We start from the raw sequence: 18,927 nt of genomic DNA, 5'->3' as shown, positions 1-18,927 counted from the left end.
TACCCTTGGTTATCGTGAAATGCTTTATTTGCATGGTGTCAATCATGGTTTGTCTTATGTTTGTTATCTGCAACACCCGACCGAGGGGCGTAAAAAAGGGCGCCGAGGGCGCCCTGGGGGATGAAGGTAGCAGCTGTTTTACAACACCGTCCAGTCGGTGACGAAGCCGTCGGGGCGGCGGAAGGTGTCGGACAGCAGGCGGTCGGGCGGCAGATCGAGGGCGTAGTCGCGCGTGGGCAGGGGCTGCTCGAACCACTTGCGGTAAATCTGGCGTGCCGTGCCGTCGCGGTACATGTCTTTCATGGCCTGGTCGATCAGGGCCTGGAATTCGGGGGCGTTCTTGGGCACCAGCGGCGCCAGCGGCTCGACCGACATGCGCGGGCCCACCACCTTGACGGCGCCCTTGAGCACCTTGGCCTGGTCGATGAGGGCGATGTCGTCAGACACAAAAGCGTCGGCCCGGCCCTGGGCCACGGCCTTGGCGCCTTCTTCGGTGCTGGCCACGGTCACCATGGTCGCGCCCTTGTGGCGCTCGCTCACTTGCTGGCCGGTCGTGCCGGCGATGACGGCGATGCGCGCCTGGCCCATCTGCGAGAGCTGCTCGCGCGTCTCGTCCTTGCGCACCAACATGCGCGCGCCGGCGTAGTAGTAGGTCAGGCCAAAGCCGACGCGTTCGCGCCGCGCCTTGGTGTTGGTCGAGTCGGCGCATTCGAGCTGGATTTTGCCGTCGGCGATGCGGTCAAAGCGCTCGGCAATCGTCACCGGCACGTACTGCAGCTGCAGCTGCGGCAGTTTGAGCTGGCTTTGCAGGCGGCTGGCGAGCTGCTGGCAGATTTCCACGGCGTAGCCAATGGGCTTGCCGCTGGCGTCGGTGTACGACAGCGGCGCAGCGTCCTGGCGGTAGCCAATGGTCAGCTGGCCGGTGGACTGGATTTTGCTGAGGGTGGCGTCGGCCGCCAGGGCGGAGGAGACGGGGGAGAGGGCGGTCAGGGACAGGGCGCCAGCGCAGCACAGGCGGCGCACCAAGGGAGAGAGCGAAAACATGCAGACGTTCCTGGAACGGTAGTTCGTCGGGGGTAGGCACCGCTGCGATAGGAAGCAGGCGCCAGCGCGGGGGCCAGTGGTGGCTGGCCCGGAATTTGTCGCTGGCAGGCCGCCGGCGGCAAAGCCCGGAATTATCCGACTTGCGTTGTGATGATGAAAGAGGTAGGAGCGCAGGTTAGGCGGGTGGCTCCAGTGAAAGTTACAAAACCATACAGCCCCTGCTGGGCATAAGCACATGACATCACAGTCGAAAGCCCTGCCCCTGCCGGGGCGCGCTTGCGCGCATACTCGCCCGCTTGCAGCGCGATGCCCGCGCAGAACGAGGAATACACCATGACGCTTTTGAAGAAACTGTGGCTCGCTGCCGGCATTGCCAGCCTGGCCTTGCTCTCCCAGGCGCCGGCGCAGGCCGCCAGCGACGACTGGGCCGCGATTCAGAAGGCCGGCAGCATCCGCATCGGCACCGAGGGCACGTATGCGCCGTTTTCTTTTCACCAGGCGCAAGACAACCTGCTCACCGGCTTTGACGTTGAAATTGGCCGCGCCGTTGCCGCCAAGCTGGGCGTGAAGGCCGAATTCATCGAGGGCAAGTGGGACGGCCTGATCGCCGGCCTGAACGCCAACCGCTACGACGTCGTCATCAACCAGGTCGGCATCTCGCCCGAGCGCCAGGCCAAGTACGATTTTTCCAAGCCCTACATCGCTTCGGCGGCGGCGCTCATCGTGCGCGAGGACAACAACGCCATCAAAGGCTTTGCCGACCTCAAGGGCCAGCGCTCGGCCAACAGCATCAGCAGCAACTTTGCCAAGCTCGCCGAACGCAACGGCGCCGAGGTGGTGGCGGTGCAGGGCTTTAACGATGCGGTGGCGCTCTTGCTCGCCAGCCGTGTCGATGCCACGGTCAACGACTACCTCTCCTACCTGGACTTCAAAAAGCAGCGCCCCCAGGCCAAGGTCAAGGTCGTGGCCACCGACCACAGCGCCGAGTTTGGCCGCTCGGGCATCTTGCTGCGCAAGGGCCAGGCGCCGCTCAAGACGGCGATCGACAAGGCGCTCGATGCGCTCATTGCCGACGGCACGTACAAAAAAATCTCCGAGCGCTACTTTGGCGAAGACCTCTCGGCCAAGCTGCAGTGAAGGCGGGGGTAGGTGTCTGTGCCTGATTGGCTTTCTTTGATGTGGCAGTCCCTCTGGCCCTTGCTGGTCGGGGGGATCAAGTTCACCGTGCCGCTGGCGGTTCTGTCGTTCATCGCCGGCCTGCTGCTGGCCTTTGGCGCAGCGCTGGCGCGGCTGTTCGCACCGGCGCCGGTGGTGGCTCTGGTGCGGTTTTATATCTGGCTGATCCGGGGCACGCCGCTGTTGGTGCAGCTGTTCGTGATCTTCTACGGCCTGCCCAGCGTCGGCATCGTGCTCGACCCGCTGGTGGCGGCGCTCATTGGCTTTTCGCTCAACATCGGCGCCTACAACGCCGAGGTCATTCGCGGCGCCATCGAGGCCATCCCGCGCGGGCAGTGGGATGCGGCCTACTCCATCGGCATGACGCGGGCGCAGGCGCTGCGCCGCACCATCTTGCCGCAGGCCGCGCGCGTGGCCGTGCCGCCGCTGGCCAATTCCTTCATTGCGCTGGTCAAGGACACCTCGCTCGCCGCCGTCATCACCGTGCCGGAGATTTTCCAGGCCGCGCAGCGCATCGCCTCGGTCACGTACGAGCCGCTGGTGCTGTACGTCGAGGCGGCGCTGCTGTATCTCGTGCTGTGCTCGCTGCTGGCGCTGCTGCAAACGCGCATGGAGCGCTACTTCAGCCGCCACGCGGTGTTTGCGGAGGGCCAGCGATGATCGCCTTGGAAAATATCCGCAAGACCTTTGCCGGCCACGAGGTGCTGCATTCGGTCAGCGTGCAGATTGCGCCGCAGCAGGTGACGGCGCTCATCGGCCCCTCGGGCAGCGGCAAGAGCACGCTGCTGCGCTGCGTGAACCTGCTCGAAGTGCCCGACGCTGGCCGCCTGACGCTGGGCGCGCACAGCATCGACTTTGCCCCGGGCCGGCGCCCGGGCCACGAGGCCGTGCAGCGCATCCGCCTGCAGACCGGCATGGTGTTCCAGAACTTTCAGCTCTTTGCGCACCAGAGCGCGCTGCAGAACGTGATGGAGGGGCTCATCACCGTCAAGCGCTGGGAGCCCGAGCGCGCCCGCGCGCGGGCGCTGGCGCTGCTCGACAAGGTGGGACTGAAAGACAAGGCCGACGCCTGGCCGGCCAACCTCTCGGGCGGGCAGCAGCAGCGCGTGGCGATTGCGCGCGCGCTGGCGCTCGAACCCGCCGTGCTGCTGTGCGACGAGCCCACCTCGGCGCTCGACCCCGGCCTGGCCGCTGAAGTCGTGGCCGTGCTCGGTGATCTGGCGCGCGAGGGCATGACCATGCTCATGGCCACGCACGACCTGCGCCTGGCTGCGCAGGTGGCGAGCCACACCGTCTTTTTACAAGACGGCGCCGTGGTCGAGGCCGGGCCGTCCGAGGTGATCTTTGGCGCCGCCCAGGACGCGCGCACGCGCGCCTTCGTGCAGACGCTCAGCACCTGAGCCTTGAGCCCCGGGCCGGGGCCTGAGTCTGGGCCTGAGTCTGGGCCTGAGTCTGGGCCTGCGCCTGCGCCGCCTCAGCTGCGCAGGTCCAGCTCCACCTTCCAGCGCGCGCTGCCGCCCACGGGCACGGCCAGCAGCTCCAGGGTGCCGATCTCGGTCACGCGCGCGTGCAGCTGCACCGGCACGACCTCGCCCGGCTGGCGGCCCTCGGTGGGCAGCTGGGCGGCAATTTCCGGCAGCTCGGTCAGCTCCTCGGGGCTCCAGAACTCCAGCAGCGTGCCCACCTCGTCGTGGCGGCGCACGCTGGAGCCAAAAAAGCGCAGCCGCACCGGCGCGCCCACCACCAGGCCAAATTCCTGGCCGCAGAGGGTCACTTCGCTGCCTTCCTCCATGCCAAAGGGCGCCAGGCACAGGGCCGACAGCGGCGGCTCCATGCCCGGGATGGCGGGCATATTGCTTTCCACGCCGACGTAGTAGCTTTGCGCCGTGCCGCCGCGAATGCGCACGCCCCGGCCCTGCTGGGCGACGTAGCCCAGGTAGGCGGCGCCGCGCGCCACCGCCAGGTCCAGTTCGGCGCCGCCGAGCTGGCGCACGGGCGGCGCGCCGTCGGCCGCCAGCCAGGCGTTGAGCTGCGCCAGCAGGCGCGCTTCGATCTGCGCGGCCTTGAGCACGCCGCCGTTGAAGAGCACGGCGCTGGGGTGCACAAAGCGGCGCGTGCCGTCGCCGGGCAGGGCGTCTTTTTGGCGCGTGAGAAAGGCCGCCAGGTGGCGCGTCACGGCCGCATCCTGCGCGTACGGCAGGCCCAGCTGGGTGAGCGCGGTGCGCGCGCGTGCCTGCGGTTGCGCGCTGATATCGACCTGCGGGAAAAAGCCTTCGAGCACGGTTTGCTCGACCTGGGCGCGCGTGACCTCGGCGCGCAGGCTCGCGCCAATCAGGCGGCTGCCCCGGCTGGGCACGACCACGGGCACGCTTTGCAGCTGCGCGTCGGCCAGCAGCTGCTCTTTGGCGCTGCGGCAGGCCTGGGCCAGGGCGCGGGTCTGCCAGGCGTCGAGCGTTTTGCCCTCGGCCGCGAGCTGGCGCGCCACCCCGTAGGCCAGGGCCAGGTCCATGTTGTCGCCGCCGAGCAGGATGTGCTCGCCCACGGCCACGCGCTGCAGCGCCAGCGTGCCGGCATCTTCCTGCACGGCGATGAGCGACAGGTCGGTGGTGCCGCCGCCGACGTCGATGACCAAAATCACCTCGCCCGGCGCCACCTGCTGGCGCCAGCTGCCGCCGCTGCCCTCGATCCAGCTGTAGAGCGCGGCCTGGGGCTCTTCGAGCAGCGTCAGCTGCTGCAGCCCAGCCGCCTGGCAGGCGGCAGCGGTGAGCTCGCGCGCGGCCGGGTCGAACGAGGCCGGGATGGTCACCGTCACGCGCTGCTGCGCCAGCGGCGCCTCGGGGTGGGCCTGCTCCCAGGCCCAGCGCAGGTGCTGCAGGTAGCGGGTGCTGGCCGTGAGGGGCGAAATGCGCGCCACTTCCTCGGGCGCGTCCGCCGGCAAGATGGCGCCGCGCCGATCGACGCCGCTGTGGCACAGCCAGCTCTTGGCGCTGGCCACCAGGCGCAGCGGCGTGGCCGCGCCGCGCTGGCGCGCCAGTTCGCCGACGATGAAGTCCTGCGCCGCCTGGCCGGGCAGCTGGCGCTCGTGCGCCGGCAGCTCGCTCTCGTGCGGCAGGTAGCAAAACGAGGGCAGCAGGGGCAGCGCCTGCACGCTCGCCGGGCCGGTGAGCTGCGGCACGGCAAGCACGCCCTGGTGCACCTGTTCGCCGTCGCTCGCCTGCAGATCGACCCAGGACAGCGCGCAGTGCGTCGTGCCCAGGTCAATGCCAATGGCAAAACGGGCTGCAGCGCGCTCTGGTACAGCGTCAGTAGCTATTGAATTGATAGCATTCATAGTTCCACCTCGGCCTGTGCCAGGATGCGTGCGGCCTGCGTGTCGGTGAGTTCGGGCAGGCGCACGTCGCTTGCCTGCCAGCCCCGGTGCGCCAGGGTGCCGGTAAAGGGCGGCTGGCCGAGCACGTTGCCGCTGACGCGCACGGCGCTGGCGTCAAAGCCCGGCGCGAGCGTGATGCGGCTGCCTTCGGCCTCGGCGCGCACGGGTTCGAGCGTGAAATGGCTGTGCAGCACCTGGCGGCAGCCGGCGTGCACCACGCGCGCGGCGGCGCCGATTTCGGCGTCGCTGTACGCGGCCACGTCTTCCTGCACGAAATCGACGAAGCGCGCCTGGCGCTGCAGCAGCCCGAGCAGCTGCAGGGCGGCGGTGGGGCGGGTGTCTTCGATGCGGCGCTCGACGATTTTCTCCACCACCTTCTCCACCGGCACCTCGATGCGGGTTTCGACGATTTTCTCTACCGGCACCTCCACGCGCACTTCACGTGGGGGCACGTCGGCGGCCAGTGGCTCGCCGGCGCGCAGGCGGCTGACCTGGGCGGCCAGGGGCGCGTTGCCCAGGATGGCGAAAAAGCTGCCGATGGCGATGGCCACGCGGCTGAGAAAGGACGGGGGTGTGTTCATGGGCAAAAACCAAGGCAAGAAGCGCGCACGCAACTGCGCACAGGCGCCGCGCGGAGGGCGGCAATGTTACCCAATGGCCTGGGGCGGGCGCGGCTGCGGGGCTATCACGCCGGCGCCCGCCACCATGCCGCAAGCGATGAGCAGCTGCGCGCCGTAGTAAGTCAGCAGCACCCACAGCTGCGCCAGCGGCAGCGGGGCAACGAAGCGGTTGGTGGCCAAGATGGCGTCGCTGCACAGGAAGATGCAGGCGCCCAGGGCGACGGCGCGGCTGGCACGGTCGCCGCGCTCGCGCGCACGCGAGAGCGCCTGCGCCGCCATCAGGGCGATGGCCGTGACGTACACCGCCACCGGCAGGCGCAGCGGCGCCGGCAAATGGGCCTGCCACAGCAGGGCGTACACGGCGGCGCCCAGGGCCAGCGTGGCAGCGAGTGCGCCGCGCCAGGCGAGCCAGCGCTGGCCGCGTGCAAACAGGGCGATGTAGGCCAGGTGCGCCACCAAAAAGCTCGCCAGGCCGGGCACAAACCAGTCTTCGCGCAGCAAGAACAAATCGCCCGCCAGCGAGCCCACCAGGGCGAGCAGCAGCAGGCCCTGGGCTTTGGGATCGAATTGGCCGCTAGCGCTTACCAGGCGTGCGCTAGTAGCTATCCAAATAATAGCAATCGTGAGCGGCAGGGGCTTGAGCAGGGCCTGCGCCGGTGCGCCGGGCAGGGCGGCGCTGGCGCAGGCGAGCGCGGCGCAGACGGCGATGGCCGCTGCCCAGCGCGGCAGGTGCCGGTTCACAGCGGGTGCGCCACGAGCTTGAACTCGGGCTCCTCGGGGTAGGCGCGCACGCTAAAGCCCAGGCGGCGCATGAGCTTGAGCATCTTGCTGTTCTCGGCCAGCACCAGGCCCTGGATTTCGGCCAGGCCGCGCTCGCGCGCCACGTCCATGATGCTGTACATCAGGCGCGCGCCCAGGCCCTGGCCGGCAAACTCGTCGGCCACCAGCAGGGCGAATTCGCAGCTGCTGGGGTCGGGGTTGATGGCGTAGCGCGAGACGCCCAGCAGGCGCTCGCTCCAGTGCTCGGCGCCGTCCTCGTCGGTGCTGCGCGTGCGCTGCACGGCCACCAGGGCCATGTCGCGGTCGTAGTCCATGAGCGTGAAGCGCGCCAGCATGGAGGGCGTGAGCTCCGCCAGGCGCGAGGCAAAGCGCATGTAGCGGCTCTCGGGCGAGAGGTTGCGCACCAGCTCTTGCAGCATCTGCGCGTCGTCCGGGCGGATCGGGCGCACCAGGTAGTCGCCGCCGCCGCGCAGCGGCCAGGTCTGCTCCAGGCGCGCGGGGTAGGGCATGATGGCCAGGTGGCCGTAGGCGCCCTGGGCGCTGGCGCTGCTGCTGCTGACTTCGCTGACGACGATGCGCGCATCGACCGCCACCGTGCCCTGGGCATCGACGATCAGCGGGTTGATGTCCATCTCGCGCAGCTGCGGCAGGGCGCAGGCCATTTCCGAGACGCGCAGCAGCACCTGTTCGAGCGCGCTCCAATCGACGCTGCTGGCGCCGCGCCACTCGCCCAGGGTCTGCGCCACGCGCGAGCGCTCGATCAGGCGGCGCGCCAAGAATTGGTTGAGCGGCGGCAGCTCCATGGCGCGGTCGCCGATGAGCTCGATCATGGTGCCGCCGGCGCCAAAGGTGATGACGGGGCCAAAGGGGTTGTCGCGCACCAGGCCGATGCAGACTTCGCGCCCGCGCTGCGCGCTGGCCATGGGCTGCACCGTCACGCCGTGGATGCGCGCCTGCGGCGCGGCGTGCGCCACGCGCTGCACCATGGCTTCGTAGGCGTCGCGCACGCTGGTGGCGTTGTGCAGGTTGAGCATGACGCCGCCGACGTCGCTCTTGTGCGTGATGTCGGGCGAGTCGATTTTGAGCGCCACCGGAAAGCCCAGCTGCGTGGCGATCATCATGGCCTCGGTGCCGGTGCGTGCCAGCAGTGTGCGCGTGACCGGGATGTGGAACGCCGCCAGCAGCGTTTTCGATTCCATTTCGGTGAGCACGCTGCGCCGCTCGGCGAGCACGCCCTCGATCACCAGGCGCGCGCCCTCGATGTCGGGCTGCGCCAGGTGGGTGGTGAGCGAGGGCGGCGTCTGCTGCAGCAGCTGCTGGTTCTGGTGGTAGTTGGCGATGTTGCCAAAGGCGCCCACTGCCGCCTCGGGCGTGCGAAAGGTGGGGATGCCGGCGGCGCGCAGCAGGGCGCGCGCCTCGCCCACCGTGGCGTCGCCCAGCCAGCACGAGAGCATGGGCTTGTCGGCGTCTTTTTTCACCTCGGCCACGGCGGCGGCGATGGCGTTGGCGTCCTTGTCGGTCTTGGGCGAGTACAGCGCCAGCACGCCATCGACCTGGCGCTCGGCGAGCGCAGCCTGGAGGGCGGCGGCGTAATGCGCCGGTTCGGCGTCTTCGGACAGGTCGATGAGCTCGGAGAGCGTCGCCTGCGCCGGCAGCTGCGGCGCCAGCGCCTGGCTTGCCTGGGCGCTCAGCAGGCCCAGCTCCAGCTGCTGGTCGTTGGCAGCGTCGGCGGCGAGCACGCCGGCGCCGCCGCCGTTGGTCACCACCGCCAGGCGCCGGCCCACCGGGCGGTAGCGCGAGGCCAGGCATTTGGTGGCCGAGAACAGCTCGACGAAGCTGCGCACGCGCACCGCGCCAGCGCGGCGCAGCACGGCGTCAAACACGTCGTCGCTGCCGACGATGGCGGCGCTGTGCGTGAGCGCCGCCGCGCTGCCCGCCGGGCGCCGGCCCGACTTGAGCACCACCACCGGCTTGGAGTAGGCCGCCGAGCGCAGCGCGCTCATGAAGCGGCGCGCGTTGCTGATGCCCTCCATGCACAGCGCGATGCTGTGCGTGTGCGGGTCGCAGGCGAGAAAGTCGAGCGCCTCGGTCAGCCCGACACTGGTGTGCGGCCCGAGCGAGATGACGCTGGAAAAACCCACGCCGTTGCCGTTGGCCCAGTCGAGCATGGCGGCGGTGAGCGAGCCCGACTGGCTCACCAGCGCCATCTGCCCCGGGCGCACCAGCGGGCCAAAGCAGCTGGCGTTGAGCTGCAGCGCCGGGCGCTGCATCCCGAGCGAGTTCGGGCCCAGCAGGTGCATACCTTCGCGCCGCGCAATGCGCTGCAGCTGCGCCGCCAGCGCGGCATCGACGCCGCTGCTGACGATCATGGCGCTGCGGCAGTGCAGGTGGCCGGCCACTTGCAGCGCTGCCTCCAGCTCGGCTGGCGGCAGGGCGATGAGCGCCAGGTCGGCGCGCGTTTGCTGCAGGTCTTGCAGCGTGCCGCTGGTGCCTTGCAGGTCGAGAAACACCAGCTGCCCGCTGTAGCGCTGCGCCCGCAGCGCCCGGTGCAGCGCCGCCGCCTGTGGCGTGAGCGTCTCGGGCGCGTCGGCCTGGCCGGCGAAGACGGCAATCGAGCTGGGGGCAAACAGTGGCGTGAGAAAGTGTTTGTCGAGCATGGCGTGGGTCCCTGGTACTATAAAAATAATAGCTGTTAGCGCTTACCTGGTAAGCCTTGGAGCCTGATTTTGCTCTTGCTGCGGGAGCGTGAAGCTGGACATCAGCACGGCCATGGCCTGCGCTTGCTGCTGCAAGGCGCTGGCGGCGGCGGAGGTTTCTTCGACCAAGGCGGCATTTTGCTGCGTCACACCGTCGAGGTGGGCCACAGCCTGGTTGATCTGCGCCAACCCTGTGGCCTGCTCGCGGCTGGCGAGGGCGATTTCATCGACGATGCCGGCCACGCGCTCGATGCCGCCCTGGATGGCCTGCATGGCGCCGCCGGCCTGCGCCGCCTGGGCGTTGCCGGCCTGGGCCTTGGTGACGGCGTCGCCAATGAGGGTTTTGACCTCGCGCGCGGCCTCGGCGCTGCGCTGCGCCAGATTGCGCACCTCGCCGGCCACCACGGCAAAGCCCCGGCCCTGCTCGCCCGCGCGCGCCGCCTCGACGGCGGCGTTGAGCGCCAGGATGTTGGTCTGAAACGCAATGCCGTCGATGACGCCGATGATGTCCACGATGCGCGCCGCCGACTGGTTGATGGCGGCCATGGTGTCCACCATCTGCGTCACCACCGCGCCGCCGCGCAGCGCCTCGCTTTTGGCAGCGGCGGCCAGCTCGTTGGCCTGGGTGGCGCTGTCGGCGTTTTGCTGCACCGTGCCCGAGAGTTGCTCGGTGGCCGACGCGGTTTGCTCCAGCGCGCTCGCCTGCTGCTCGGTGCGCGCCGACAGGTCGAGTGAACCTGCGGCCACCTGCTGCGAGGCGCCGGCAATTTGCGCCGCACCATCTCGGACCTGGCCCACGGTTTGCGCCAGGCTGCGGCGCATGGTCTCCATCTGGCCGAGCAGGGCGGCAATCTCGTCGCTGCCGGGGTGCGCCACCGCGTGGGTGAGGTTGCGCGCAGCCACCTCGGAGCTGGCCTTGTCGGCGCTGGCAAAGCCCCCGCGCAAGCGTGCGAGCAGCGCCAGCGCCAGCAGCGCCGAGGGCGCGATCAGCAGCAGCGCCGCCAAAGCCAGCACCCACAGGGCGCGCTCGTAGTGCGCCTGGGCCTCTTGGTAGGCGGCGTTGGCGCGTTCGACCTGGTACTGGCGCAGCTGCGTGAAGGCGCCCGTCAGGGCCTCGCCCTCTTGGCGCCCGGCGGCCAGGAAGGCGGCCATGGCGGCGGGGCTGTAGTCATTGGCCTCGATCGCTTGCGCGGCTTTTTCCACCTGCGCCCGCCAGGGCGCGCGCGCCGCCATGGCCGCGTCAAACAGTGCCCGCTCGGCCGGTGCGTTCAGGTTGTGCTCGATGCGCTGGTGCGTCTGCAGCGCTTCGGCCTGGTTGGCGCGGATGGCATCCAGGTGCTGCGCCACCGGGTGTTCGTGGATGCTGGCCAGCGCCCCGCCTGGCGCGTGCTGGAAGGCCAGCAGCACTTGCAGCCGCGTCTGCAGCGTGTGGTCGATGGCGACGCTGCTGAGCACGGCGCGCGCCATGGCTTCGTCGTGCAGGGTTTTGATGCTGCTGCGCGCTGCGTGCAAGCCCCACAGCCCGGTGCCGCCAATGGCCAGTACCGAGAGCGCAAAGGTGCACAGAATGAAAACAAAGCGCTGGGTAATGCGCAGGCGCTGCCAGAGGGGGGACATGAAACACAGGCTCCTGGGTGGTAGTGGACTGAGATGCTCAGACAAACGAACAGGCAGGGGCAGGGGCTGTTCCAATCCTTTTTGTTGCAATGCACAATGCAACCGGGTTCAACAATTGTTGCGCACTTGGCGCACGCCGAACTGACAAGCCGATGCCATCTTCGGTCAGAAGGCTGGCAAAGTGGCGGGGCGCGTAGCGGATTGAAGGACTGAGTCTATGGTGACATTTATCAAGACAGTTCTTGATGGATGTCATCACAATGGCGTAAGTTGTTGTTTTTACACCAAGGAGCTGGCGATGGCGGTAGAGAAACCTTTGAGTGCAGAACACCCCCAGGAGCGCTTGCGCGCTCGCGCCCGGGAGCTTGATGCGAGTGTGCAGGCCAAGGCGGCACGTTACAACAATGGCCTCTCGCCCATCGCCCTGGCATTGGCGCAGGTGGACTGGGCTTTGCACCTCTTGGCAGCACCGGGGCGCCAGAGCGTGCTGGCGCAGCGTGCGTTGGAGCTGGCGCTGCAGGCCTGGCGCAATACCGGCGTGGCGCCCGATGAGCAGGTGCCCGAGAAGGATGCGCGCTTTGCCGATCCGGCCTGGCGCCAATGGCCATTCAACGCCCTGAAAGAAAACTTCAAGGCCACCGATGCCTGGTGGCGCGAGGCCGTGCAGCAAGACGGTGGCGTCTCGCAGCACCACCTGCACATGGTGAGTTTTTTTGCTGGCCAGGCGCTCGATGCGCTCTCGCCCTCGAACTGGGCCTGGAGCAACCCCGAGGTGCTGCGCCTGGCGCGCGAAACCCAGGGTAAATCGCTGCAGGAGGGTTTTAAATTTTTCCAGCAGGACTTTCTCGATCAGCTCACGGCCAACCCCGACACGCCCGCCGAGGCGCTGGAGCCGTTGCCCTACGCCGTGGGCCAGGACGTGGCCGTGACGCCGGGCAAGGTGGTGTTTCGCAATGCCCTGATCGAGCTCATTCAGTACAGTCCGAGCACGCCCAAGGTGCAGCCCGAGCCGATTTTGATCGTGCCGTCGTGCATCATGAAGTACTACATCCTGGACTTGTCGTCGCACAACTCCATGGTCAAGTACCTGGTGGACCAGGGGCATACGGTGTTCATCGTTTCCTGGCGCAACCCTGACGCCGAGGACCGCGATCTGGGGATGCAGGACTACCTGCGCCTGGGCGTGATGGAGGCGCTGGCGGCCGTCAAGGCGCGCAGCGGCGCGCCGCGCGTGCATGCCATGGGCTACTGCCTGGGCGGCACTTTCCTGGCCATCGTCGCTGCCGTTCTCGGGCGTCTGCAGCGCAAGAAAGACCAGCCGCGCACGGCGGCCGAGCAGGCCATGATTCCATCCGACATGCCCGAGCTGGCCTCGGTCATGCTGCTGGCGGCGCAGACCGACTTTGCCGAGCCCGGCGAGCTGGGCGTGTTCATCGATGAAGCGCAGCTCGCCGTGCTGCGCCAGAGCATGAACCAGCGCGGCTACCTCTCGGGCAAGCAAATGGGCGGCTCTTTCGTCTTCCTGGCCTCGCGTGGCCTGCTGTGGGGGCGCAATACGCGCCGCTACCTGATGGGCGAGGACGATCCGAACTTCGACCTCATGAGCTGGAATGCCGATACCACGCGCCTGCCTGCGCGTATGCATTCGGAATACCTCGATTCGCTGTTCCTGCGCAACGCCCTGGCCTCGGGCCAGTACCGCGTGGCCGGCGCCACCGTGGCGCTCAAGGACATCCAGGCGCCGATGTTGGTGGTGGGCACGACCAAGGACCATGTCTCGCCCTGGAAGTCGGTGTACAAAATTCATCTGCAGACCGACACCCACGTCACCTTCATCCTGTGCGAAGGCGGGCACAACGCCGGCATCATCAGCGAGCCCGGCCGCCCTCGGCGCAGTTACCAGGTCAACAGTGTGGAGGACAACAGCGGCTGGATCGACCCCGAGGAGTGGAAGGAAAGCGCCCCGGTGGTGCAAGGCTCGTGGTGGGAGGCGATGCACGCCTGGGTCGCCGCGCGCTCGGGCAAGCCGGTGCCGGCCCAACCCATCCCGGTTGAGCATGTGATCTGCGACGCCCCCGGAACCTACGTCATGACACGCTATGCCGACTAACGCCACCACCAACGCCAAGACCGACGCCACCACGGCCGCCTCTGCGCAAGACAGCGCCAGCCGCGCCATCACACAGCGGCGCTTGAACCGCATCCTCAATGGCTTTGAGGCCGTGAGCGCGCGCATTGCCTTTTTGGCGCGCACGCTCGACATCCCGCTGCACAGCGCGGCCGACATCCAGCAGGCGCTCGAATGTGACGCCAACTGCAGCGGCGCCAAGGCCGGCACGCGCGAGGCGCGGATGCGCGTCGAGCTGCGCGCGCTGCTGGTGCTGCGCTACGACGTTGTGGCGCGCATGGCACACAGCGACCGCGTGGGCGCAGCGGCGGCCTGTGACATCTTGCACACCGCCAACGACCGGCTGCTGGCCAAGGGCTACGACGCGCAGGCGCCGGGCATGGACCTGCGCCCGCTGTTCGACGGTATCGACGACTGAATCTTTTTGGAGGGGAATTCCATGAGCAACACCTTGTTCAGCCTGGCCGGCAAAAAGGGCCTGATCCTGGGCATCGCCAACGACAACAGCATCGCCTTTGGCTGCGCGCGCCTGATGCGCGCCCTGGGTGCGCAGGTGGTGGCCACCTGCCTGAATGAAAAAGCGCGCAAGTTCGTTGAGCCGCACACCGCGCCGCTCGATATCGAGCTGCTCGAATGCGACGTGGAGCAGGAGGGCCAGCTGCAGGCCGTGGTCGATCGCGCGGTACAAAAAATGGGCCGGCTCGACTTCGTCATCCACTCCATCGCCTGGGCGCCGCTGGCGGACTTGCACGGCGACGTCATCGACAGCTCGCGCGAAGGCTTTGCGCGCGCCGTCAGCGTCTCGTGCCACAGCTTTGCCGAACTGGGAAAGCTGTGCGCACCGCACATGCAAGGCGGCGGCGCCATGCTGGCCATGACCTATCTGGGCTCGGGCGAGGTCGTGCCGCACTACGGCCTGATGGGGCCGGTGAAGGCGGCGCTGGAATCGACCGTGCGCTACATGTCGCTCGAACTCGGCGGCAAGAGCATCCGCGTGCACGCCGTCTCGCCCGGCCCCATCCTCACGCGTGCGGCCTCGGGCATTGCGCACTTTGACAACCTCATGGCCACGGCCGAGGCCAAGGCGCCGCTGCAGCGCCTGGTCACGCTCGACGAGATCGCGCAGCTGAGCGCCTTCTTGTGCATGGACGCCGCCAGCGGCATGACCGGGCAGACGATCTACGTCGATGCCGGCGTGCACGCCATGGATTGACCCCCTTTTTTCTGTCGTCTTCTTTTTTTGTCCTTCTTTGTGGAGCCTGGAGCCTATGAACAGCAACAGCAGCAATAGCAACGCCAACGACGCCCTGTGGATGGAAAACGTGACCTACGAGGAGTTGAGCGTCGGCCAGAGCGCGCGCCTGGTGCGCACCATCACACTCGAAGACATTCACGCCTTTGCCGCCGTCTCGGGCGACATCAACCCCGCACACTTGAACGCCGAATACGCCGACGCCACCATGTTCCATGGCGTCATTGCGCACGGCATGTTGGGCGCGGCGCTGATCTCGGCCCTGTTTGGCACCCAGTTCCCTGGCCCCGGCACCATTTATTTGGGCCAGGAACTCAAGTTCACCAAGCCCGTGCGCGTGGGCGACACCCTGACCGTGGTCGCCACGGTGGCAGAGAAGAACGACGAGAGAAAGCGCGTGCGCATGGACTGCCAGGTGAGCAACCAACAGGGCGAGGTGGTGCTCAAGGGCGACGCCAACCTGATGCCGCCGACGCAAAAAGTGCGCGTGCCAGTCATCCACGCGCCGCAGCTGCAACTGTTCGACCCCGAGGCGCGTTTCAACGCCCTGCTCGACAAGGTGCAGGGCCTGCCCGTGATGCGCTGCGCCGTGGTGCACCCCTGCGACGCCGGCTCGCTCAGCGGCGCCATGGATGCGGCCAGCCACGGCCTGATCAAGCCCGTGCTGATCGGCCCCGAGGGGCGCATCCGCCGCGTGGCCGACGAGGCCAACATCAACCTCGATGGTGCCGAGATCATCGCTGTCGAACACAGCCACGCCGCCGCCCAAGTGGCGGCAGAAATGGCGGCGCGCCAGGAGGTGGACATCGTCATGAAGGGCAGCTTGCACACCGACGAGCTGCTCAAGGCCGTGCTGGCGCAGCCGGCGCTGCGCACCGGGCGGCGCCTGTCGCACGTGTTCCGCTTCGACGTGCCGCTGTACGCCAAGCCGTTGCTCATCACCGATGCGGCCATCAACATCGCGCCGACGCTGGCCGAGAAGGTCGATATCGTGCAAAACGCCATCGATTTCGCCCGCGTGCTCGGCACGGCGCAGCCCAAGGTCGCGATCTTGTCGGCGGTCGAGACGGTGACCCCCAGCATCCCCTCGACGCTGGACGCCGCCGCCCTGTGCAAGATGGCCGATCGCGGTCAGATCACGGGGGGCCTGCTCGACGGCCCGCTGGCGTTCGACAACGCCATCTCCATGGATGCGGTGCGCATCAAGGGCATTGCTTCGCAGGTCGCGGGCGACGCCGACATCCTGGCCGTGCCCGACCTGGAGAGCGGCAACATGGTGGCCAAGCAGCTCGAATACCTGGCGGGCGCCAGCGGCTCCGGCCTGGTGCTGGGCGCGCGCGTGCCCATTGCCCTGACCAGCCGCGCCGACGGCCCGATGGCGCGCGTGGCCTCGGCCGTGCTCGCCGTGCTGGTGGCGCACGACCTGCGCCAGAAGGCCCAGGCCAACGCCTGGAAGCGCGGCTAAGGCGCAGGAGGGCAGATACACATGGCCATCCTTGCCGTCAACGCGGGCTCGTCCTCGCTCAAGTTCTCGCTGCACCCGCTGCTCGGCGGTCAGGTGCAGCCGCACGTGCTCTCGGGCTGTATCCAGGGCCTGGAGCCTGGCGGCAGCCCCGCCATGGACTGGAAGGTTCAGGGCGAAAAATGCACGCAAACCCTTGCTGTGTCAGCGGGACAAGCTCCTTTTTTGGTAGCACTTGAACGCCTGCAGCAGCTCGTGTTGCAGCAAGGCGGGGCGCAGCGCATCGCCGCCGTGGCGCACCGCGTGGTGCACGGTGGCGGCGAGTTCAACGCCAGCGTGTGCGTCGATGAGGGGGTGCTCGAACGCCTGGCGCGCTTCAACTCCCTGGCGCCGCTGCACCAGCCGCACAACCTCGAAGGCATACGCCGCTTTCGCGCCGCCATGCCGCAGGTGCCGCAGGTGGCCTGCTTCGATACGGCGTTCCACGCCCACATGCCGGAGGTCGATTACGCCTTCGCCCTGCCGCAGGAGCTGCGCGCCCAGGGCGTGCGCCGCTACGGCTTTCACGGCCTGTCGTACCAGTACATCATGTCGGTGCTGCAGGAGCAGACCCTGCGCGGGCGCGGGCGCGTCGTCATGGCGCACCTGGGCAACGGCGCCAGCCTGTGCGCCGCGCGCGACGGCGTCAGCGTGGCCACCACCATGGGCTTTTCTGCCCTCGACGGCCTGATGATGGGCACGCGCAGCGGCGCATTGGACGCCGGTGTGCTGCTGTACCTGATGGAGCAGGGCTGGGACCACGCGCGCATCGAAAAGCTGCTGTACAAGCAATCGGGCCTGCTCGGCGTCTCGGGCATCAGCGCCGACATGCGCCGCCTGCGCACTGAGGCCCAGGCCGGCAGCGCCAGCGCGCAGCGCGCCATCGACCAGTTCACGCACCGCGTGGTGCGCGAAACCGGGGCGCTGACCGCCTGCCTCGATGGCCTGGACCTGCTCGCCTTCAGCGGTGGCATCGGCGAGAACGACGCCGTGCTGCGCCAGCAGGTGTGCGAGCGCCTGGCCTGGACGGGCCTGCGCATCGACGCCGAGCGCAACCGCCAGGCCGACGGCAAGGCCGCCTGGGCGGTGCACGCGCCCGACAGCCGCATCGAAGTCTGGGTCATCCCCACCGACGAGGGCCGTGTGGCCGCGCGCGAGGCGGCGGCGCTGCTGTAACGCTGCGGTAGCGCGGTCATCGTGCTGTGGCAGGGGGCGATTTAAAATCGCCCCCTTTTTTCTTCATTGCAGGCCGCCATGTCCTCTGCCGACGCCTTCCCCCCCGCCACCGTCATCGACGACACCGTGCGCTGGCTCGAACGGGCCGTGATCGGCCTGAATCTGTGCCCCTTTGCCAAGGGGGTGCACACCAAGGGCCAGATCCATTACGCCGTCAGCGTCGCCACCGACGCGCGCGAGCTGCTACAAGATTTGGAGCGCGAGCTCGAAGCCCTGGCCGAGGCGCCCGCTGCCCAGCGCGACACCACGCTGCTGATCGCGCCGCACTGCCTGCAGGATTTTTTGGATTTCAACGACTTCCTCGAACTCGCCGACGAGCTGGTGGAGGTGCTCGACCTGGGCGGCATCCTGCAGGTGGCGTCGTTTCACCCGCAGTTCCAGTTTGAAGGCACGGCGCCGGACGACGTCACCAACGCCACCAACCGCGCGCCGTACCCCACGCTGCACTTGCTGCGCGAGGACAGCATCGACCAGGCCGTGGAGGCATTCCCCGAGGCCGAGATGATCTACGAACGCAACATGGCCACGCTGCAGCAGCTCGGGCCCGAGGGCTGGGCGGCGCTGGACGTGGGGCCGCGCTGCCCCATCACCGGCAAGACCGCAGGTTCGGCATGAAGGCGCGCGGGGCCAAGGCGGCGCCGGCGGGCGCCGCGCCCTCGGTGGCCGAGCAGCTCGGGCTGCAGCCGGGGCAGTCGCTGGCGCTGCTGCAGGAGCTGCACATCCTCACGCGCGAGGGGCGTATCAACCAGGACTCGCGGCGCAAGCTCAAGCAGGTCACGCACCTGGTGCAGTTCATCACGCCGATCCTGCACGAGCTGGCGCAGGACGGACACGCGCCCCTGCTGGCCGACCACGGCGCGGGCAAGTCCTACCTCGGCTTCATCCTCTACGACCTGTTTTTCAAGGCCCTCGGGCGTGGTGAGATCCACGGCATCGAGTGGCGCGCCGAGCTGGTGCAGCGCTCGCAGCAGCTGGCGCAGCAGCTCGGTTTTGCGCGTATGCATTTTTGGAGCATGGCCGTGGCCGATGCGGCGCAGCAGGCCGGGATGCCCGAGCGCTTTGACGTCGTCACCGCGCTGCACGCCTGCGATACGGCCACCGACGACGCCATCGCCTTCGGCCTGCAAAAGCGCGCCCGCGCCATGGTGCTGGTGCCCTGCTGCCAGGCCGAACTGGCCGCCGGCCTGCGCCAGAACAAGGCCCTGCAGCTGGCGCGCACGCCGCTGGCCGAACTGTGGCGCCACCCCCTCCACACGCGCGAACTGGGCAGCCACCTGACGAACGTGCTGCGCTGCCTGTACCTGGAGGCCAGCGGCTACCAGGTGACGGTGACCGAGCTCGTGGGCTGGGAGCACAGCATGAAGAACGAGCTCATCATCGCGCGCTACACCGGGCAGAAAAAGCGCAGCGCGCAAGAGCGCCTGCTCGCCATCCTGGATGAATTTGGCCTGCGCGCCACGCTCGGGCCGCGCTTTGGCGTGTTGCCGGCACCGGCCCAGGGGTAGGG

16 protein-coding genes are annotated in these 18,927 nt (G+C 68.3%); 10 read left to right on the top strand and 6 right to left on the bottom strand.

The features are described 5' to 3' along the window. Positions 1-138: 138 nt before the first annotated feature. Complete coding sequence (locus G7045_RS12090; protein ID WP_166159876.1) at positions 139-1,044, bottom strand: amino acid ABC transporter substrate-binding protein; 906 nt, start codon at positions 1,042-1,044, stop codon at positions 139-141. Positions 1,045-1,377: 333 nt separating this feature from the next. On the opposite strand from G7045_RS12090, the gene G7045_RS12085 reads away from it, so the two are divergent. Genes G7045_RS12085 through G7045_RS12075 form a run of 3 tightly spaced genes read left to right on the top strand, consistent with a single transcriptional unit; the run spans position 1,378 to position 3,620 of the window. Continuing rightward, entirely contained in the window at positions 1,378-2,181 is an 804-nt protein-coding gene (locus G7045_RS12085; protein ID WP_166159875.1) for an amino acid ABC transporter substrate-binding protein, read from the top strand. 18 nt (positions 2,182-2,199) lie between these two features. Beyond that, complete coding sequence (locus tag G7045_RS12080) at positions 2,200-2,880, top strand: ABC transporter permease subunit (RefSeq protein ID WP_166160452.1); 681 nt, start codon at positions 2,200-2,202, stop codon at positions 2,878-2,880. Then, a complete protein-coding gene (locus G7045_RS12075; protein ID WP_166159874.1) occupies positions 2,877-3,620 on the top strand; it encodes an amino acid ABC transporter ATP-binding protein in 744 nt (247 codons plus the stop codon). The genes G7045_RS12080 and G7045_RS12075 overlap by 4 nt, the downstream gene beginning before the upstream one ends. A gap of 74 nt (positions 3,621-3,694) precedes the next feature. Here the strand turns inward: G7045_RS12075 and G7045_RS12070 are convergent, their stop codons facing one another. The 5 genes from G7045_RS12070 to G7045_RS14845 are packed head-to-tail and all read right to left on the bottom strand — an operon-like array spanning position 3,695 to position 11,303. Beyond that, positions 3,695-5,551 carry an Hsp70 family protein gene (locus G7045_RS12070; protein WP_166159873.1) on the bottom strand — a complete coding sequence of 619 codons (1,857 nt, stop codon included), beginning with the start codon at positions 5,549-5,551 and terminating at the stop codon, positions 3,695-3,697. Then, complete coding sequence (locus tag G7045_RS12065; protein ID WP_166159872.1) at positions 5,548-6,177, bottom strand: DUF2760 domain-containing protein; 630 nt, start codon at positions 6,175-6,177, stop codon at positions 5,548-5,550. Before G7045_RS12065 ends, G7045_RS12070 begins: the two co-directional genes overlap by 4 nt. Positions 6,178-6,237: 60 nt before the next feature. Next, a complete protein-coding gene (locus G7045_RS12060; RefSeq protein ID WP_166159871.1) occupies positions 6,238-6,951 on the bottom strand; it encodes a lysoplasmalogenase in 714 nt (237 codons plus the stop codon). Beyond that, the gene (locus G7045_RS12055; protein ID WP_166159870.1) at positions 6,948-9,647 is read right to left on the bottom strand and encodes a bifunctional acetate--CoA ligase family protein/GNAT family N-acetyltransferase; all 2,700 of its coding nucleotides are present in this window, start codon (positions 9,645-9,647) and stop codon (positions 6,948-6,950) included. The genes G7045_RS12060 and G7045_RS12055 overlap by 4 nt, the downstream gene beginning before the upstream one ends. 42 nt (positions 9,648-9,689) lie before the next feature. Beyond that, entirely contained in the window at positions 9,690-11,303 is a 1,614-nt protein-coding gene (locus G7045_RS14845) for a methyl-accepting chemotaxis protein (RefSeq protein WP_166159869.1), read from the bottom strand. 316 nt (positions 11,304-11,619) lie between these two features. On the opposite strand from G7045_RS14845, the gene G7045_RS12045 reads away from it, so the two are divergent. From G7045_RS12045 to G7045_RS12015, 7 genes are all read left to right on the top strand, one after another. Beyond that, positions 11,620-13,413 (top strand): alpha/beta hydrolase, encoded by a 1,794-nt coding sequence (locus G7045_RS12045; RefSeq protein WP_240919220.1) that lies wholly within the window; start codon positions 11,620-11,622, stop codon positions 13,411-13,413. Continuing rightward, positions 13,403-13,849, top strand: coding sequence for a hypothetical protein (locus tag G7045_RS12040; RefSeq protein WP_166159867.1), 447 nt, complete (start codon positions 13,403-13,405; stop codon positions 13,847-13,849). Before G7045_RS12045 ends, G7045_RS12040 begins: the two co-directional genes overlap by 11 nt. A gap of 21 nt (positions 13,850-13,870) precedes the next feature. Then, positions 13,871-14,644 (top strand): enoyl-ACP reductase FabI, encoded by a 774-nt coding sequence (fabI, locus tag G7045_RS12035; protein WP_166159866.1) that lies wholly within the window; start codon positions 13,871-13,873, stop codon positions 14,642-14,644. Positions 14,645-14,699: 55 nt separating this feature from the next. Then, positions 14,700-16,148: a bifunctional enoyl-CoA hydratase/phosphate acetyltransferase gene (locus G7045_RS12030; protein WP_166159865.1), complete on the top strand. Its 1,449-nt coding sequence runs from the start codon at positions 14,700-14,702 to the stop codon at positions 16,146-16,148. 21 nt (positions 16,149-16,169) lie between these two features. Then, positions 16,170-17,360, top strand: coding sequence for an acetate/propionate family kinase (locus G7045_RS12025; protein WP_166159864.1), 1,191 nt, complete (start codon positions 16,170-16,172; stop codon positions 17,358-17,360). 78 nt (positions 17,361-17,438) lie between these two features. Next, positions 17,439-18,035 (top strand): DUF1415 domain-containing protein, encoded by a 597-nt coding sequence (locus tag G7045_RS12020; RefSeq protein ID WP_166159863.1) that lies wholly within the window; start codon positions 17,439-17,441, stop codon positions 18,033-18,035. Continuing rightward, positions 18,032-18,925 (top strand): SAM-dependent methyltransferase, encoded by an 894-nt coding sequence (locus tag G7045_RS12015; RefSeq protein ID WP_166159862.1) that lies wholly within the window; start codon positions 18,032-18,034, stop codon positions 18,923-18,925. The genes G7045_RS12020 and G7045_RS12015 overlap by 4 nt, the downstream gene beginning before the upstream one ends. Positions 18,926-18,927: the final 2 nt, after the last annotated feature.

This window comes from Acidovorax sp. HDW3 (assembly GCF_011303755.1).
Taxonomy (GTDB): Bacteria; Pseudomonadota; Gammaproteobacteria; order Burkholderiales; family Burkholderiaceae_C; genus Paenacidovorax.
The sequence above is the reverse complement of the archived record's forward strand: the minus strand, read 5'-3'. Positions and strand labels throughout refer to the sequence as shown.

Excerpts from the sequence above, each read along its gene's own strand:
- G7045_RS12090 (WP_166159876.1), bottom strand. The coding sequence starts at position 1,044 with ATGTTTTCGCTCTCTCCCTTGGTGCGCCGCCTGTGCTGCGCTGGCGCC.
- G7045_RS12085 (WP_166159875.1), top strand. The coding sequence starts at position 1,378 with ATGACGCTTTTGAAGAAACTGTGGCTCGCTGCCGGCATTGCCAGCCTG.
- G7045_RS12075 (WP_166159874.1), top strand. The coding sequence starts at position 2,877 with ATGATCGCCTTGGAAAATATCCGCAAGACCTTTGCCGGCCACGAGGTG.
- G7045_RS12070 (WP_166159873.1), bottom strand. The coding sequence starts at position 5,551 with ATGAATGCTATCAATTCAATAGCTACTGACGCTGTACCAGAGCGCGCT.
- G7045_RS12055 (WP_166159870.1), bottom strand. The coding sequence starts at position 9,647 with ATGCTCGACAAACACTTTCTCACGCCACTGTTTGCCCCCAGCTCGATT.
- G7045_RS14845 (WP_166159869.1), bottom strand. The coding sequence starts at position 11,303 with ATGTCCCCCCTCTGGCAGCGCCTGCGCATTACCCAGCGCTTTGTTTTC.
- G7045_RS12040 (WP_166159867.1), top strand. The coding sequence starts at position 13,403 with ATGCCGACTAACGCCACCACCAACGCCAAGACCGACGCCACCACGGCC.
- fabI (WP_166159866.1), top strand. The coding sequence starts at position 13,871 with ATGAGCAACACCTTGTTCAGCCTGGCCGGCAAAAAGGGCCTGATCCTG.
- G7045_RS12030 (WP_166159865.1), top strand. The coding sequence starts at position 14,700 with ATGAACAGCAACAGCAGCAATAGCAACGCCAACGACGCCCTGTGGATG.
- G7045_RS12025 (WP_166159864.1), top strand. The coding sequence starts at position 16,170 with ATGGCCATCCTTGCCGTCAACGCGGGCTCGTCCTCGCTCAAGTTCTCG.
- G7045_RS12020 (WP_166159863.1), top strand. The coding sequence starts at position 17,439 with ATGTCCTCTGCCGACGCCTTCCCCCCCGCCACCGTCATCGACGACACC.
- G7045_RS12015 (WP_166159862.1), top strand. The coding sequence starts at position 18,032 with ATGAAGGCGCGCGGGGCCAAGGCGGCGCCGGCGGGCGCCGCGCCCTCG.